The following is a 16,644-nucleotide window of genomic DNA, read 5'->3' as shown; positions in this document are numbered from 1 at the left end:
CCTTGTTTTTTAAAAGCCGCTAAGTCCGCGGCTTTTTTATAGCCCATAAGCTTTAAGTAGTGCTTCAGGTTTAGTTTCTCGTTGTAAGTAGGCTTTCAATAATTCGCTCATGGGCTTGACCGCACCTTGAGCCAAAATGGTTTTTCGGTAGCGCTGGCTGAGTGTTTTATTGAATAAATCGCTTTCTTCAAAGAGTGAGAAAGCATCAGCTGATAAAGCTTCTGCCCAAAGATAGCTGTAGTAAGCTGCCGCATAACCCCCGGCAAAAATATGGCTAAAGCTGTTTTGAAAGCGGTTGGTTTCAGGCGGTTTAACCACGGCAATGCTTGCTCTTGCATCATCGAGTACGGCTTGAATATCTGCTTCGGTTTTGATGCTTTGCTGAAGATGCAGATTAAAGTCAAAACACGCGAACTCTAGCTGGCGCGCGAGAAATAAACCGTTGTTAAAATGTTTGGCGGCCTGCATTTTCTCAAATAATGTTTGAGGCAAGCTTTCACCCGTTTCAATGTGTTCGGCAAGTTCAGTGAGTACTGTGAAATCCCAGGCCCAGTTTTCGAGAAACTGACTGGGCAGCTCAACCGCATCCCAAGCCACATTGTTAATGCCTGAGACACTCGCGAGGTTTACCTCGGTCAATAGATGATGTAAGCAATGACCCAGTTCGTGAAATAAGGTTGTTATGTCGTCATGGGTTAACAAGGCCGGGGTCTTGTTGCTTGCGGGGTTGAAGTTACAGTTTAAAAACGCCACGGGTTTTTGCAGGCTTCCATCGGAAAAAACGTGGCGGTTATGGCACTCGGCCATCCAGGCGCCCTGCCGCTTGCCCTGTCGCGTGTAAAGATCCACATACAGAAAAGCAAGCGTTTCGCTAGAGAGGCTTTTGACTTCATATAGGGTTACACTTTCATCCATACAGTCAGCGTGTTCGACAGCTTGAAAGTCGAGCGCAAACAATCGGCCGACGGTTTTAAATACCCCTTTAACCACTTTTTGAGCGGGAAAATATTGACGTACCTCTTCGCTTGAAAAACTAAAGCGCGATTGTTTGAGCTTTTCAGCATAATAGGGGATGTCGTGTGCTTCCAATGTTTCAAGGCCGTGTTTTTTTGCGAAGACTTTAAGCGTTTCTAGCTCTTCTTGCGCTTTGGGCTTAACCGCTTTACACAAGCGTGTTAAAAAGCTTAAGACTTCATCTGCGTCTTTCGCCATCTTGGTCTTAAGGCTATATTCTGGGTAGTCTTTAAAGCCTAATAATCTGGCCATTTCTTGGCGAAGGTTTAAAATTTCTATCATTAATGAACCGTTGTCATGATCTTTGTGAGCACTTAAGTTTGAGGCTCGTGTTGAGTAAGCATCATACAGCGTTTTTCTTAATTCACGGTTATCAGCGAACTGCATAATGGCGTAATAAATGGGGAAATCTAGGCTGACACAGTAACCCGGCTTGCCTTGTTGTTTTGCGAATTCTGCACACAGTGCAAGACTGGATGCGGGCAGGCCGCTAAGCTTTTCTTTGCTTTCGATGTGTAAACAAAAAGCCTCTGTGCTGAGTCGAACGTTTTCTTCAAATTGATGGCACAGTGTCGCCAAGCGCTCATTAATCACTTTTAGGCGAGCTTGAGTGCCTTGATCGAGATTAACGCCTTCTAATTTAAAGTCGCGCAGGTGATAAGCAAGGCAGGCTTTTTCTGTTTCGTTAAGCGTGTTTTCATCGATTGAGGCCAGTGCTTCAAATAGATCACGATGGTGTAAAAGCTCTGTCCCGAAATGGCTTAAGGTGGTTAAACAGTGTTGGTAGACTGCGGATAACTCAGGGCTGCTTTTGCCGGCATTTAAGGCAGAGATGGGGGCGAAGTAACGATTAATCATTTCTTGCTTGTCTTCAATCGTCTGTAGCAAGCCAAGATCTTTTTGGGGTATGGCTTTTTCAATCTCGGTTTTAGCGGATTTGATGAGCGTGTTGAGCGTTTCTTCTAGGGTTTGAGTTTTTAACTCACTGAATTTAGGTAAAATTTCTAACATCGTGCATCCTCATTTTGAGTGATGCTAACATATTCACACACGCCTCTAAAGCCGCTTTTATCAGGGATTCCAGCATGATATTATGAGCGCTATGAGCACGCAAAACCACCTTTTACCCGACGGCCTTCAAGGCTACTTAGAAGCACACATGACGCCGCTGGATCCGATTTTACTCGAACTTCATGCGGAAACAGCTTCTTTGCCGAAAGGGCAGATGCAATCCAGCATGGACTTAGCCGCTTTTTTACAAATGCTGATTAAGCTTTCTGGGGCACAGCGCGTCTTAGAGCTTGGCACCTTCACAGGTTTTTCGACCCTGGCCATGGCTATGGCCTTGCCTGTGAACGGTGAAATTATCACTTGTGACATTGACACTGAAATGCCTGATTTTGGTCGGCCGTTTTGGGAAAAGGCTGGCATGGCGAATAAAATTACCTGCCTAGAAGGTGAAGCTGGAGCTTCTTTGCTGCAGTTAAAGCAAGATCAGCAGCGGTTTGACCTGTGCTTTATCGACGCGAATAAGTCAAAATACTTGTATTACGCAGAAGCGTGCTTTGACTTGTTACCCAGGGGTGGAGTTTTACTTTTGGATAATACTTTGTGGAAAGGTGAGGTGATCAGTCAAGCCAAACCCAATACCTTGCTAAAAAATATACTGGCGTGTAACACAGCCTTGGCTCAGCACCCCGGCTTAAAGACTGTCATTTTGCCAATTGGCGATGGCTTAACGTTCGCCATAAAGGAGGTTTGAATGATCAAGTTATTATTACCCGAAGCACTAGAGCGTTTTAGCCACTGGCGTGAGAAGACATTAGATGTGAACTCAATGTCAAGCTTGAAGGCTTACCTTCATGAGCATGAGCCGGCTTTGTTCCGTGTCATGTATCAAGGCGATGAGCTTCACGGGTTTTTAAATGTGTACCACAATGGCAAGCCGTTAGTCGACGATTTAGATGATGTCACGTTTAGCTCGGGTGATGAGCTTGAGCTTATCACATCGGTTTCGGGTGGATAATGTTCACTCAAGCTGAAAACCTTCGTTATGCGCGGCACTTCTCTGTAGAGAAAATAGGTCGAGCCGGTCAGGAAACATTAAAACAATCCTCGATACTTTGTATTGGCGCCGGCGGGATTGGCTCACCGGCGTTATTATATTTAGCGGCTTGTGGCGTAGGTAAGCTTGCGTTTATTGATGACGATAGTGTCGAGCTATCAAACTTACAGCGGCAGGTGTTGTTCTCAGAGAGGGATGAAGGGCGTGCAAAAGTTGAGTGCGCACGCGATAAGCTGTTTGCGCTTAATACGGCTTGTGAGCTTGTTCCAATTAATGATCGCTTAAGTTTAGCGAATATTGATGTTCTGTTAGACGGTTATGACCTGGTGATTGATGGTAGCGATAATTATGAAACACGCTACTTGGTTGCTGATGCCTGCGCACAAAAAAAGATACCCTTAATTTCAGCCAGCATTTATCAGTTTTCGGGTCAGTTGATCGCTCTAAGTCATCAAAGCTCGCCCTGTTACCGTTGTTTATACCCCAACCCGCCACCAGAAGGTGTCATACCTAATTGTGCACAAGCCGGTGTATTGGGTACGGTGCCGGGCGTTTTGGGTACATTGGCTGCCACCGAGGCGATCAAACACTTGCTTAATTTGCCAGAAAAACTCAACAATAGTTTTGTTCAGTTGGATCTTTTGAATATGCAGATGAAGCGTCATCCTATCATCACACGAAAAGATTGCCCAACTTGTCAGTTACATAAACCATTGAAAGATTTATCTGAAGCCCCCAAGAAAGCCAATGCCATTCCTGTGTTGACGTGTGAAGCTTTGAAAAGCTGGTTTGACTCAGGGAAAGCTTTTACTTTAATCGATGTGCGTGAAGCTTGGGAGCGAGACATTTGTCAAATCGATGGCGATAAAGCCGTGCCTTTAGCGGACATTAGAGAAATGGATGTCAGCGAATTCAAGTCACCACTCGTCATATATTGCCGCTCAGGGGGGCGCTCTGCACAGGCAGTGTACTGGCTGAAAAATCGCGGACTTAAAGATGTGTATAATTTACAAGGTGGCATTATCGCTTGGATAAAAGACTTTGAGCCTCATAAGTCGAGTTATTAGTGATTATTGATGTTGGCGGGACATTGCGTGCCAGAACCCCAGAAGAAACCTTGGCCTGTTTAAAGCCGTATGCAAAACAGGCGGGCATCTCACGTATTGCGGATTTAACCGGTTTGGATGATGTGGGTTTGCCGGTTCATACTTGTATTCGCCCGCGCTCTAAAAATTTAAGCACCTCGCAGGGTAAAGGTTTAACGCCTGAGTTGTCGATGTGTAGCGCGTACATGGAAGCGATTGAACACTACTACGCTGAGCAAACACCGTCTGACCTTGTTGGAAGCTACCATGCGCTTAGCCATGAATATGCTTGCATTAGTCCTGATGTTTTTCAGCAAGGCACATTTAAACACGATGATCTTTTGAACTTGCCAATTGCCTGGACAGCGCTAAGACATTGTTTGAGCGGTGAGGTGTATTATATTCCTCGCGCAGCCATTTCATTTGATTTAACCGAATGCACGCTGGAAAACACGCTCTTTAAGCGAACAACGACGGGTTTGGCCTCGGGTAATAATCTAGAAGAGGCAAGTTGTCATGCTTTACTTGAAATCATTGAACGTATGAATGCCTATCGTTATCACCGTCTCTCTGATGCAGAAAAAGCGCATCGTGCGATTAAATTGAATACTATTGATTGCCCACCTCTTCGCGATCGAATAAAGGCTTTGCAGGAAAAGGGTCTGTCGCTTGTCATAGTGGATGTAAGCTCTACTGCAAACACGATGCCAAGCTATATGGCCACGCTGTTTGACGAGCGCTTTTTTCGACGTGTTGGTGTTTTTTCGGGCTATGGTGCACACGTCAATAAAGATATCGCCCTGAGTCGTGCGCTCACAGAGGCTGTTCAGTCGCGATTAACTTTGATTTCAGGTTCGCGAGATGATGTGGTCGACACCCTGTATGAGCAGAAAAATCAATCGATTAATTTTAAAGCAACAATCGATTACACAACACAATCATCAATGCTGTTTCAATCGTTTAAAGCGATGCAGACACATTTGCTTGCCTCAATTTCACACGATATTTACCGTTTAGTTTACACAAAACCCGATGATGCGATTGCTGTTGTGCAGCTTATTGCACCAGGAGTTAGTGTATGAGTACAGATACGATCGTTTTTTTGGGCCCAACACTTTCCCGGCAGGAGGCAAAAGAATGCTTACCAGAAGCCTGTTTTTCAGACCCTGTACGTTGCGGTGATGTGTTTAAACTGATGAGCTTATCGCCGAAGCGTTTAATTATTATTGATGGCTTGTTCGAGCAAACTGCTTCAGTATGGCATAAAGAAATTTTATTCGCCCTGGACTCGGGTGTTGAAGTTTGGGGGGCAGCGAGCATGGGTGCTTTGCGTGCTGCTGAGCTCTGTGATGAGGGTATGCGTGGTGTGGGCGAGATTTTTCAATGGTATCACTCAGGCTTTATTGATGGTGACGACGAGGTTTCGTTGCCGCATTCAAGCCAGGAAGCTGGGTTTCAATCAAGGGTTGTCCCCTTGGTAAATGTGCGGGCTACGCTAAAAAACGCCATAAAAAAACAAGCTATTGAGATGATTGATGCTCAGAAGGTTATTGATGCGCTTAAGCAACAACCGTATTACCAGCGTGATGTGTATCAAACGTTAACATCGCTTGGGCTCTCGGTCGAGATTTTTAAAAAGTACACTGTCGATCAAAAGGCCTGTGATGCGCGAGCGGCACTTTCGCTTGCTCATCAAACCCCCATCCGCTCAAAAATAAAAAAGCCGCAGGCGCTGCCGAGCTACTTTACTAAGCGTATTTACCGTGAAGCCATAAGTCGGCCGTTTGACAATAACTATGATTGGCTCCCTGAGACTGAGCGCGCTTTGTGCGGGTGTTCAGATGCACAAAAACAGCGATTGATTGATTTGGCAAAAGTGCTGCAGATCGAACATGAGATTCGGTCTCAGGGTTTTTCAACTTTATCGACAGAATACGCTGAAACACAATTTGAAAAATTTTATGCTTTATATCGTGATGTTGAGAAGGGTGTTGAGGCTAGGTTGATCGCAAAAGCGTTTGCGCTTATTTATAGCTATTATCGTGATATCAAGGTAAGTCTTTCGCCAGGTATGGCTCAAGCTTTTTTTAATCGCTTTAGAAAACGCCACGGCCTTAAACAGCGTGAGGCCACGCTGCAGTGGCTTAAGAATAATGATTTGGATGAAACGCAGGCTTTGCCCCTGTTTGTTGAGTACTTGTCACTATTTGAATATGCAGTGCTTACAAATGGCTTTGATTTGTTGGATATTCCTATTATTATGGACAGCCGTCGTTGGGTCCTTCAGGCCTATCAATATCTCATAGGAGAGCAGCATGAGTAACACCGAGTTTTTAAAACACCTACATACCGAAATTGAAGGCTTGAAAGAAGTTGGCTTGTATAAGGGCGAACGAGTGATTACTTCACCACAGAGCGCCTCTATTAAGGTCGACTCGGGCGAGAAGGTACTAAACCTTTGTGCGAATAATTATCTTGGGCTTGCTGATGATCCTGCTCTCATTGAAGCCGCAAAACAGGCTTTAGACCACTATGGCTATGGCATGGCTTCTGTGCGTTTTATTTGTGGCACGCAAAGTGTTCACAAAACATTAGAAAAGATGATCAGTGAGTTTTTGGGGACTGAAGATACCATTTTATATTCATCGTGCTTTGATGCGAACACAGGATTGTTTGAAACATTGTTGGGTCCTGAAGATGCAATCATCAGCGATGAATTGAATCACGCGAGTATTATTGATGGCGTGCGCTTATGTAAAGCGCAGCGTTTTCGCTACAAAAATAACAATATGGCTGATCTTGAAGAGCAGTTAAAAGCGGCGGCTGACGCGCGTTTTAAGTTGATTGTGACAGACGGTGTTTTTTCTATGGATGGTATCTTGGCTGACCTTAAATCAATTTGTGATTTGGCCGATAAGTACAACGCATTAGTCATGGTTGATGATTCACATGCTGTGGGTTTTGTGGGCGAACATGGGCGCGGTACGCCTGAGTATTGTGGTGTTGAAGGTCGGGTCGATATTATTACTGGCACACTGGGCAAAGCTTTAGGTGGCGCATCCGGCGGTTACACCAGCGGCCGAAAAGACATTATTACCTGGCTTCGCGAGCGTTCACGCCCGTATTTGTTTTCAAATTCACTCGCCCCGATGATTGCGAAAGCTTCGGTGCGCGCGATTGAGTTGCTTAAAGAAAAACCAGAGTATCGTCAAAGATTGCGTGAAAACAGCCAATATTTCAGAGAAAAAATGCAAGCATTGGGGTTTGAGCTGGTGCCGGGCCATCATGCCATTATTCCCGTCATGCTGGGTGATGCTAAGCTTGCTAAAACCTTTGCCGATGCAATGTTAAAAGAAGGCGTGTATGTTATCGCCTTTTCATTCCCGGTGGTGCCTCGTGAAAAAGCCCGTATTCGTACACAAATGTCGGCTGGTTTAACGCGTGCGGATTTAGATAAAGCGATTGCTGCTTTCGAAAAAGTCGGCAAACAATTGAGTGTTATTTAATATGAAAGCCTTACGAAAAATTAAAAAAGAAGTCGGTATCTGGTTGGAAGATATTCCAAAGCCTACACCTGGCCCGAATGATGTGTTAATTCAAATTGAAACAACAGCCATCTGTGGAACCGATATTCATATTTATAATTGGGATGACTGGGCGCAAAAAACCCTGCCGATTCCTATTACCGCAGGCCATGAGTTTGCAGGCCGCATTGTGGGCATGGGTTCAGAAGTTAAAGGGTTTAAAGAAGGTGACCGTGTTTCAGGCGAGGGCCATATCACCTGCGGGCACTGCCGAAACTGTCGCGCGGGTCGCGTGCATTTATGCCGAAACACAGCGGGTGTTGGTGTCAATCGCGATGGCGCCTTTGCTGAATACTTGGTGATTCCTGCTTACAATGCGTTTAAACTGCCGGACAGTATTCCAAATCAAGTTGCGTCGATCATGGACCCTTTAGGTAATGCGGTCCATACGGCCCTGTCCTTCGATTTGGTGGGTGAAGATGTTTTAATCACGGGTGCTGGCCCCATTGGTTGCATGGCTGCAGCGATTGCAAAATTTGCAGGCGCCCGATATGTCGTAGTCACGGATATCAATCCTTACCGCTTAGCTTTAGCCAAAACCTTAGGCGCAACGCTGGCTGTCGACACGCGTGAAACATCTTTGACTGAAGTGATGAAAACCTTAGGCATGACGGAAGGTTTTGATGTGGGTTTGGAAATGTCAGGTAATGCACACGCTTTTAATGATATGGTGGCACACATGAATCACGGCGGCCGCATTGCCAACCTTGGTTTTTTGCCCGAAGACACGCGGTTTAACTGGAATGCCTTTATTATGAAGGGATTAGTGCTGAAAGGTATTTACGGTCGAGAAATGTTTGAGACTTGGTACAAAATGTCCAGCATGCTGCAAAGCGGGTTGGATGTTTCGCCGATCATTACGCACCATTTTTCGATTGACGATTTCCAAACAGCCTTTGAAACTATGCGTTCAGGCAAGTCGGGTAAGATTATTTTAGACTGGACTTGATATGACAATTCGCTCTTTTGATGGTAAAACACCACGCATCGCTATCACGGCGTATATTGATGAGGCCAGCTTGGTTTTGGGTAATGTCGTGATCGGTGAGGACTCTTCTATTTGGCCTATGACGGTGATCCGTGGTGACGTGCACAGTATTCATATCGGTGCGCGAAGCAATATTCAAGATGGCAGTGTGCTGCATGTGACACATGACAGCGAGTATGTACCTGGCGGGCAAGCTTTACAGATTGGCGATGATGTCACTGTTGGGCATCGTGTGATTTTGCATGCCTGCACTATTGGTCATCGCTGCCTAATTGGCATGGGCTCCACCGTTCTTGATGGCGCAGTACTTGAAGACGAGGTCATGTTGGGTGCGGCAAGCTTGGTGCCGCCGGGCAAAGTCTTAGAGACCGGTTTTTTGTACGTGGGCGCTCCCGCCAAAAAGATCCGCCCGCTGACAGATCAGGAAAAAACATTCTTGCGCTACAGCGCCGAAAGTTATGTGCAACTGTCGAAGCAACATGCCTCAAAGTAAAACCCGCGGGTTTTTTCGATAAAATTCAGGCGGCTCTTTCATTTAATTCAAAAGCACATTTTTGAGCGAATAACTATGAAAAATCCTGCGGGTCCACATCAATCGTCCACTTAATCGATGCGCTGATTTTTTGAGGCAGTGTATTGATTAGCTGTTTGATGGCGTGATGCAAGGCCTGCCGAGAGGGCGACTGCAAGAGAAGCTGGCCACGAAATAGGCCGGCTTTTTTTTCAATGGGCGCAGGTGTTGGGCCAAAAGACTCGACTGTATTCGAAAGCCGCTGCTTGCATTCACCCAGAAAATCCAAACATTGGGCTTGAGATTTGTGCTGAGCTTTGATGAGGCATAGCGATTGATACGGTGGTAATTGCGCCAGTTTCCGCTCTTTCAAAAGTCGTTTGGCAAAGCTGTGGTAGCCTTCTTTTAACAAAAAACGTAAATAATCGTTATCTGGGTTGAGTGTTTGCAAGTAGACTTGGCTTTCATCCGACTCACGTCCGGCGCGCCCTGCCACTTGGGTGATTAGCTGCCCCAAACGCTCTAAGGCTCGAAAATCCATGCTGTATAAACTGCTGTCGATATTGAGCAGGGCGACTAAGTTCACTTTCGGAAAATGATGCCCTTTGGCGAGCATTTGCGTACCGAGTAAAATTTGTGAGCGCCCGGCATAGGCAGGCAGCAGCTTTTGTTCTAAAGCGTGTTTGTTGCGCGTGGTGTCTCGATCGATCCGCACGATTTCTGTATCGGGAAACAAGTCTGACAATGCTGATTCTACGCGCTCTGTACCAAAACCGGTTGGAGTGAGCGCGGCGTGGCAGCTTGGGCACTGTGTTTCGGGGCGATAGATCGCATCACAATGATGGCAGCGCAATTTGTTTTCACGCTGATGGTAAATGAGTCGTGTTGAACAGTGTTGGCAAGTCGCCGAATACCCACAAGATAAACATAATAGTACGGGCGAGAAGCCTCGGCGGTTGAGAAAAATCAGCACTTGTTCTTCTTTAGATAAGGCCGTTTTTATCGCGTCGATCAGTGGTTTGGATAATCCACTTTCGGGCCGTTCTCTGCGCATATCAATCAATTGCCAGCGCGGCATCGTCACGGCGGTGGCCCGCCGCGTTAGGCGGTGGTGAGCGTAGCGCCCTTGTAGAGCGTTATGCAAGGTTTCAAAGGATGGCGTGGCCGAGCCTAGTAGCAGGGGCAGACTTTCTTGTTTGGCGCGAACGCAAGCAAGGTCTCGCGCGGAGTATTTTAGGTGGTCTTGTTGCTTTAATGAAGCATCGTGTTCTTCGTCGATAATGATCAAGCCGAGTGATTTAAGCTCACAAAAAATCGCCGAGCGTGTGCCTATAATGATTCGTGCTATACCGTGTTTGGCCTTTTCCCAGGCAGTTAAGCGCTCCTGATCATTGAGTTGAGAGTGAAAGCTGGTGCATAAGTTGGCGCCAAAGCGTGCTTCAAATCGTTCAAGTAATTGCGGAGTTAGGCTAATTTCGGGGACAATAATCAACACTTGCTGATTTTTTAAAAGTACCTCATGACACAGCTGAATATAAATTTCGGTTTTACCACTGCCTGTCACACCTTCAACTAAATGAATCGCAAATTTGTCCAGCGAGCTTTTCGCCGCTTCAAATGCGGCAAGTTGTTCTTGATTGAATGAAAGACGCTGTATCTGGGCCGGTATTTTTGGCAGGTCTTCATATATTCTGCGTTCAATTAATCCACTGATTTCTAGGGCTTTTAGCGTGCGAGAGCCTATGCCTTTTGCCAGTAAAGTGCTCGAGTCACAGATTGTGTTTTCTATCAGGCTTAGGCTTTCTTGCTGTTTTACGCTGAGTTTTTTAGGTAAAGCTTGCGCTGTGCGCTGCCAGTAATACGGCTGATCGGGGTGTTGTTCACCGCGCAGTGCATTAGGCAGAGCAGCAGCAAAGGTTTCACCCAAGGGGTGTTGATAATAATCGCTCGCAAAACGGCAGAGCTCGAGCAAAGCTGAGCTTAGAATAGGCCTCTCATCAATCAAGGCAATAATGGGCTTTATTTTTTTAGGGTCAAAGGAGGGCTGAGTATTCGCTTCGATGATAAGGCCTATGCACTTTCGTCGCCCCAGATTGACCAGCACACGGCAGCCTGGCTCAGCGTTGGTATTATCGCAGGCATAGTCTAGCGTTTGTCGTAAGGGCGCAAAAACGGCGACAGAAATATACATTGGATTTAGCATTAAATAAGGGCATTACAGCAGAAAAAGGGGGGCTTGGAAAGGGTTTAGAAACTGTGCCCATGCTTTGTTCTGATGGGTGTTAGGGGCTAGGTTTTTTGAGTACCGTAGCACGGTTTACATCGAGGTAAATGAGTAGAGAGGCGCAAAAAATCTAGGCGATAACGCTACCAGAGTAAAGCATGGGCGCAGCTTCTTAGTCGATGTCGTAATAATCATCGAGCATTTTTTTATAGCGGCGAACCTCGAGCAAGTCTTCTACTGCGCGGCGCGTTTCAGAGCGAGTCTGACCTTGGCGTGCCTCAGCAGAAGGGTCGAGTTGTAACTCATCGGAAATTAAATCTTCGATGCCTTTCATTGTAATTGCTCCTCCTTGATGCCCGAACAATCAAAAGCCAGAGACGATTCTATATCAGCTTTTTAGAATAGACAATAGGGAAATGTTTTATGCTATGATTCTTGCTGAGATAAAAAAGGAGCTTCATGATGAGCCTCACAAAAAAAGCCTTGCTCGATAAGTTAGATCAGTTATTTACAAAAGATATGCCGTTTATGAAGCAGTTTTCGGCGCGCACAGAATTTTTTGATGAGCATCGTGTTTTGCTGCGCTTCGCCATGGATAAAGGTTTAGTGGGTAATACCATGAGCTATATTTTACACGGCGGCGCAATAGCCACTATGCTTGATACCGTCGGCGGTATGCTCACCATGGCCGCAGTTTTTGCGAAAAACCCGGACGAGAGTGAAGAAGCTCAGCGTGCACGCTTGGCTAAAACCTCCACGGTCAATTTGCTGATCAATTATCTTCGCCCCGGTATCGATAAATCCGGCGGTGATTTCATTGCCGAAGCACGTGTTGTGCGTTGCGGCAGCCGGATCACAGTCTGTGAGATGAAGCTTAAAGATTCGGAGAGTGTGTTGCTGGCCAGTGCTACAGGCACTTACATGAACGGCACCTAGACAATTTTGAAAAGATGAGATTCAAGGCGAAAATGTGTGAGAAACCGGAGTGTATACAAACATACATGAGGATTTCGAACACATTTTCAACGAAGAAGATCTCTTTTCAAAATTGCCTAGCTTTGTTAAAAACACGCTCGAAATTGAGCGGCATTTGCATTAAGATACCCCCGCTTTGTTTTAGGGGTATCCTTATTTATGTCGAATATTCACGCGATTTTATCTCAAGAGCTGTCGGTTAAATCTTGGCAAGTTGATAAAGCCGTCGAGCTTTTGGATGAAGGCGCGACCGTGCCGTTTATCTCTCGTTACCGCAAGGAAGCCACGGGTGGTTTAAGCGATGAGCAATTGCGTAATCTTCAAGAGCGTTTGCAGTATTTGCGGGAGATGACCCGCCGCCGAGAGGCGATTATTGGCTCGATTAAAGAGCAAGAAAAGCTCACGCCTGAGTTGCATAAAAAACTTTTGGCCGCCATCACGAAGCAACAGCTGGAAGATTTGTATTTACCGTATAAGCCTAAGCGGCAAACCAAAGCGCAGCTGGCCCATGAAATGGGTCTGACCCCGCTGGCCGATGCGCTGTTTTCCAAGCCCTTTGATAACCCTGACGAGTTAGCCGCAGCCTATGTGAACCCTCAAAAAAATATCCCAGATATCAAAGCGGCCATCGAAGGGGCGCGCTATATTTTGATGGAGCGTTTTTCGGAAGAAGCTGAGCTTCGTGAAAAACTCCGAAACCACCTCTGGGCTCGTGCAAAGCTTAAGTCCACGGTGCTTAAAGGCAAGGAGCAAGAGGGTGAAAAGTTTCAAGATTATTTCGATTTCTCAGAGTCGATCAATACGATTCCTTCGCATCGTGCGCTCGCGATTTTTCGCGGAAGAAAAGCGTCTATTTTAAGTATTCAGCTGGTGTTGGATGAAGAATCAACGCCAGGCCAGTTCAACTCAGCCGAGCAAATGATCGCTGATTATTTTGAGATTCACCCCGATGCCACCTGGTTACGCGAGTTGGTGCGCTGGTCTTGGAAAATCAAGTTTTTAACCTTTTTGGAAATCGAGCTCTTTTTGCGATTGCGCGAGCAAGCCGAAGAAGAAGCCTTTAAAGTCTTTGCGCAAAATTTAAAAAGCGTCTTGCTAGCAGCTCCTGCGGGTCAGCGTTGTACGCTGGGCCTAGACCCGGGTTTTCGAACCGGTGTGAAAGCTGTGGTCGTGAACTCGGTTGGTAAGCTTCTGGAGTACGTCACTATTTTCCCACACAAGCCGCAACAGCGCTGGGACGATGCCTTAGCCACGCTTGCAAGATTATGCGAAAAACATGCGGTTGAGCTCATCAGCATCGGTAATGGTACGGCTTCACGAGAAACGGATGCGCTGGTGATAGAACTCTGTAAACGCTACCCGAAATTAAATGTGACCAAGGTGATGACTTCAGAAGCGGGCGCTTCTGTGTACTCGGCATCGGTTTTAGCACAACAAGAATTTCCAGACTTGGATGTTACCTATCGCGGTGCGGTGTCTATCGCCAGAAGGCTGCAAGACCCACTGGCAGAGCTCGTTAAAATTGACCCTAAGTCGATAGGCGTGGGTCAGTATCAGCACGATGTGAGCCAAATTAAATTGGCTAAAACTTTGGATGCGGTCGTCGAAGACTGCGTGAATGCGGTCGGGGTTGATGTGAACACCGCGTCAGCGCCTTTACTCACGCACATTTCCGGCTTGAATCAAGCGCTGGCTGAAAACTTAGTGCGTTACCGCGAAGAGCACGGGGCTTTTGCTTCGCGTGAGGCGATCAAACAAGTGCCTCGTATGGGTGAGAAAACCTTCGAGCAAGCGGCGGGCTTTTTGCGCATCTTGAGTGGTGATAATCCCTTGGATGCTTCGGCTGTGCACCCTGAAAGTTATTTTATCGTCGAAGAGATTTTGGCTTCACTCAAACAGCCTTTGGCGAATATCATGGCAAAACCGGATGAGATTAAAAAAATTAAACTTAACGAATTTGTGAGTGACAAGGCCGGCTTGCCGACTATTCAAGATGTGTTGAAAGAGTTAGAAAAACCCGGGCGAGACCCTAGGCCCGAGTTTAAAGTGGCGGTATTTAACGACACTGTGCACCAGATGTCAGATTTAAAAGCCGGTATGGAGCTTGAAGGTGTCGTGACCAATGTGGCGAACTTTGGTGCCTTTGTGGATATCGGTGTACATCAAGATGGCTTGATTCACATTTCAAAGCTGTCTAAAACCTTTGTGGCGAATCCGCACGACGTGGTGAAAACCGGCGACGTGGTTCGCGTGAAAGTTGAAGACGTGGATATCAAACGAAAACGTATCAGCCTTGCGATGGCCGGCAGCGAAAAACCCGCAGCGCCCGCGGCTAAATCACGAGCGAAAGCCCAGCCCAAGGCACCGCAGTCTGCCATGGCCGCAGCCTTTGAAAAGCTGCGTTAGGGGATAACTTTAGGGACACGTCTTAGTTAAACATCTTCTCATCGGCTAAGCGATTGAAGAATGGCAGCAGCAAGAAAGAGACGATAGCAATGGCTGCTGCGCTTAAGGTGTAAACCCAAAAAGCATGATCGTAAATTGGCAGGGTTTGAATCGGGCTGCGTACATGCTGGGGTACATCAGCGATGTCGGCCATGCGCCCACCCACGGCCAGCGCGCCGCCAATGGCTAAAAACCACAAACCCATCATAGCCCCCGTTAACTTTGGCGGGGCCAATCGCGTGACCGCTGATAAGCCAATCGGCGAAATCAATAGCTCGCCAATCTCACGAACAAACCCTGCAAGCAGTAGCCAAAAAAACGGTACGATACCTGTGGAGAAATTTAGCTCATCGCCAAGGTTGATCACTAAAAAACTCAGCGCGGTAAATACCATGGACAAAGCAAACTTCATGCCTATGGAGGGATTTTTTCGCTTTCGATCAAGTGCGCCCCAAAGCTTAACAAAAAAAGGTGCGAGGATGAGTAAGAAAAAATTAGGCGCTGTAGCAAATATGGCAGTAGGCGCAGTCCAGCCCAAAATATGTCGGCCTACGTTTCGCTCGGTGAATAAAGTCAGCGAGAAAAAGGCTTGCATGTAATACGCCCAGAAAATGACGGAATAAGCGATCAAAATAATCAGCGCGATCATTTTCTTTTTATCGTCGAAATTCGCCAGTCCAAAGGTTTCGTACAGTGCATACACAATGGCAGCGACCGATAGAATGCCTAAGCTCCAGTCGGTGATGATGGGGTAAGGCAGAATAAAGCTGACAATGCCGGCTAAAATGAGCGTGGCCAAATAGGTAACTAGGCGGCTTTTCTCCAGTGTTTTGGGGTTGTGGCTAATCGGGCCATAAGGTTCAAGACCGTGTTGTTTTAGCAAGCGTTTGCGCAAGCTGATGTAAGCGATAAAGCCAATGAGCAAGCCAATGCCGCACGTGGCAAAGGCCGGATGATAACCGTAGTGCACTTGAATAATTGAGGCGGAAATCGGGCCTAATAAACTGCCGATGTTGATGCCCATGTAGAAAATCGTAAAGCCACGGTCACGTCGAGGATCGTCGTCTTCATAGATTGTGCCGAGCAAACTTGAGACATTGGCTTTAAAATAGCCATTACCGGCAATCACCAAAGCCATAGCGAAATAAAACGCCATTTGGGCGTGCGAATCCATGAGGAAGTAACCGGCCATGTAGAGAATAAAGCCGACAGTGATCGCGCGTTGAAAGCCGACGATTCTATCGGCGAGCCAGCCGCCGATTAAAGGCGCTGCATACAGTAGCGCACTAAAGGCGCCGGAAATGCCATAGGCTTTTTCATCGGAAAAGTGCATCGAGTTGGTTAAATACAAAACCATCAAGGCTTGTAGCGTGTAGAAACCAAAGCGTTCCCAAAGCTCAGAGAAAAACAACAAAGACAGCGCAGGCGGCTGTTTTTTATTCAGCAAAGAGGGCTTCAATCCGATGACTCCTTGGCATTGACTTTGGGTTTGAGCCAAAGGACTTTGCGTTTTTTGCCGTTTTTATTGATGGTATCCGATTTTTTTTGGTCGATGGTTTGCTGTTGGTAGCCGCAGCGAACACATTCGGCAATAGGGCGCTCGTTCATGGTGTAGACGACGATTTTATCCATAAGATGGCATTGAGGGCAGATAGCACCGGCAATGAATCGTTTTTGTAAGGCGTCTACCATGAACGTTGTCTGTTTGATTAGGTGGGGTAATGATAGCACAGCCAGCCTTTCTGTCATTAGT

14 protein-coding genes are annotated in these 16,644 nt (G+C 46.6%); 10 read left to right on the top strand and 4 right to left on the bottom strand.

Annotated features, from left to right (window positions below):
* Positions 1-36: 36 nt before the first annotated feature.
* Entirely contained in the window at positions 37-2,025 is a 1,989-nt protein-coding gene (locus COV52_05435; protein PIR10947.1) for an oligopeptidase A, read from the bottom strand.
* 82 nt (positions 2,026-2,107) lie between these two features.
* On the opposite strand from COV52_05435, the gene COV52_05430 reads away from it, so the two are divergent.
* The 8 genes from COV52_05430 to COV52_05395 are packed head-to-tail and all read left to right on the top strand — an operon-like array spanning position 2,108 to position 9,229.
* The gene (locus COV52_05430; protein ID PIR10946.1) at positions 2,108-2,776 is read left to right on the top strand and encodes an SAM-dependent methyltransferase; all 669 of its coding nucleotides are present in this window, start codon (positions 2,108-2,110) and stop codon (positions 2,774-2,776) included.
* Positions 2,777-3,040 (top strand): hypothetical protein, encoded by a 264-nt coding sequence (locus COV52_05425; GenBank protein ID PIR10945.1) that lies wholly within the window; start codon positions 2,777-2,779, stop codon positions 3,038-3,040. It abuts the gene before it with no gap.
* Positions 3,040-4,146 carry a molybdenum cofactor biosynthesis protein MoeB gene (locus tag COV52_05420; protein PIR10944.1) on the top strand — a complete coding sequence of 369 codons (1,107 nt, stop codon included), beginning with the start codon at positions 3,040-3,042 and terminating at the stop codon, positions 4,144-4,146. Before COV52_05425 ends, COV52_05420 begins: the two co-directional genes overlap by 1 nt.
* A complete protein-coding gene (locus COV52_05415) occupies positions 4,146-5,246 on the top strand; it encodes a hypothetical protein (GenBank protein PIR10943.1) in 1,101 nt (366 codons plus the stop codon). Before COV52_05420 ends, COV52_05415 begins: the two co-directional genes overlap by 1 nt.
* Positions 5,243-6,487 (top strand): hypothetical protein, encoded by a 1,245-nt coding sequence (locus COV52_05410; protein ID PIR10942.1) that lies wholly within the window; start codon positions 5,243-5,245, stop codon positions 6,485-6,487. The genes COV52_05415 and COV52_05410 overlap by 4 nt, the downstream gene beginning before the upstream one ends.
* Entirely contained in the window at positions 6,480-7,670 is a 1,191-nt protein-coding gene (locus tag COV52_05405; protein ID PIR10941.1) for a glycine C-acetyltransferase, read from the top strand. The genes COV52_05410 and COV52_05405 overlap by 8 nt, the downstream gene beginning before the upstream one ends.
* 1 nt (position 7,671) lies before the next feature.
* Positions 7,672-8,697 (top strand): L-threonine 3-dehydrogenase, encoded by a 1,026-nt coding sequence (locus COV52_05400; protein PIR10940.1) that lies wholly within the window; start codon positions 7,672-7,674, stop codon positions 8,695-8,697.
* Position 8,698: 1 nt separating this feature from the next.
* Positions 8,699-9,229, top strand: a complete 531-nt coding sequence (locus tag COV52_05395; GenBank protein ID PIR10939.1) for a gamma carbonic anhydrase family protein — start codon at positions 8,699-8,701, stop codon at positions 9,227-9,229.
* A gap of 73 nt (positions 9,230-9,302) precedes the next feature.
* Here COV52_05395 and COV52_05390 read toward each other — a convergent pair whose 3' ends face one another.
* A complete protein-coding gene (locus COV52_05390; GenBank protein ID PIR10938.1) occupies positions 9,303-11,450 on the bottom strand; it encodes a primosomal protein N' in 2,148 nt (715 codons plus the stop codon).
* Positions 11,451-11,930: 480 nt separating this feature from the next.
* Here COV52_05390 and COV52_05385 point away from each other — a divergent pair, with 480 nt between their 5' ends.
* Together COV52_05385 and COV52_05380 are read left to right on the top strand one after the other, a co-directional pair.
* Positions 11,931-12,407 carry a hypothetical protein gene (locus tag COV52_05385; GenBank protein ID PIR10937.1) on the top strand — a complete coding sequence of 159 codons (477 nt, stop codon included), beginning with the start codon at positions 11,931-11,933 and terminating at the stop codon, positions 12,405-12,407.
* Between the two features lie 198 nt (positions 12,408-12,605).
* Positions 12,606-14,852 carry an RNA-binding transcriptional accessory protein gene (locus COV52_05380; GenBank protein PIR10936.1) on the top strand — a complete coding sequence of 749 codons (2,247 nt, stop codon included), beginning with the start codon at positions 12,606-12,608 and terminating at the stop codon, positions 14,850-14,852.
* Between the two features lie 22 nt (positions 14,853-14,874).
* Here the strand turns inward: COV52_05380 and COV52_05375 are convergent, their stop codons facing one another.
* Both COV52_05375 and COV52_05370 read right to left on the bottom strand, forming a co-directional pair.
* Positions 14,875-16,389 (bottom strand): hypothetical protein, encoded by a 1,515-nt coding sequence (locus tag COV52_05375; GenBank protein ID PIR10935.1) that lies wholly within the window; start codon positions 16,387-16,389, stop codon positions 14,875-14,877.
* Complete coding sequence (locus COV52_05370; protein ID PIR10934.1) at positions 16,347-16,640, bottom strand: hypothetical protein; 294 nt, start codon at positions 16,638-16,640, stop codon at positions 16,347-16,349. Before COV52_05370 ends, COV52_05375 begins: the two co-directional genes overlap by 43 nt.
* Positions 16,641-16,644 lie beyond the last annotated feature (4 nt).

The sequence above is a fragment of the Gammaproteobacteria bacterium CG11_big_fil_rev_8_21_14_0_20_46_22 genome, assembly GCA_002796245.1.
Taxonomy (GTDB): Bacteria; Pseudomonadota; Gammaproteobacteria; order UBA12402; family UBA12402; genus 1-14-0-20-46-22.
The sequence above is the reverse complement of the archived record's forward strand: the minus strand, read 5'-3'. Positions and strand labels throughout refer to the sequence as shown.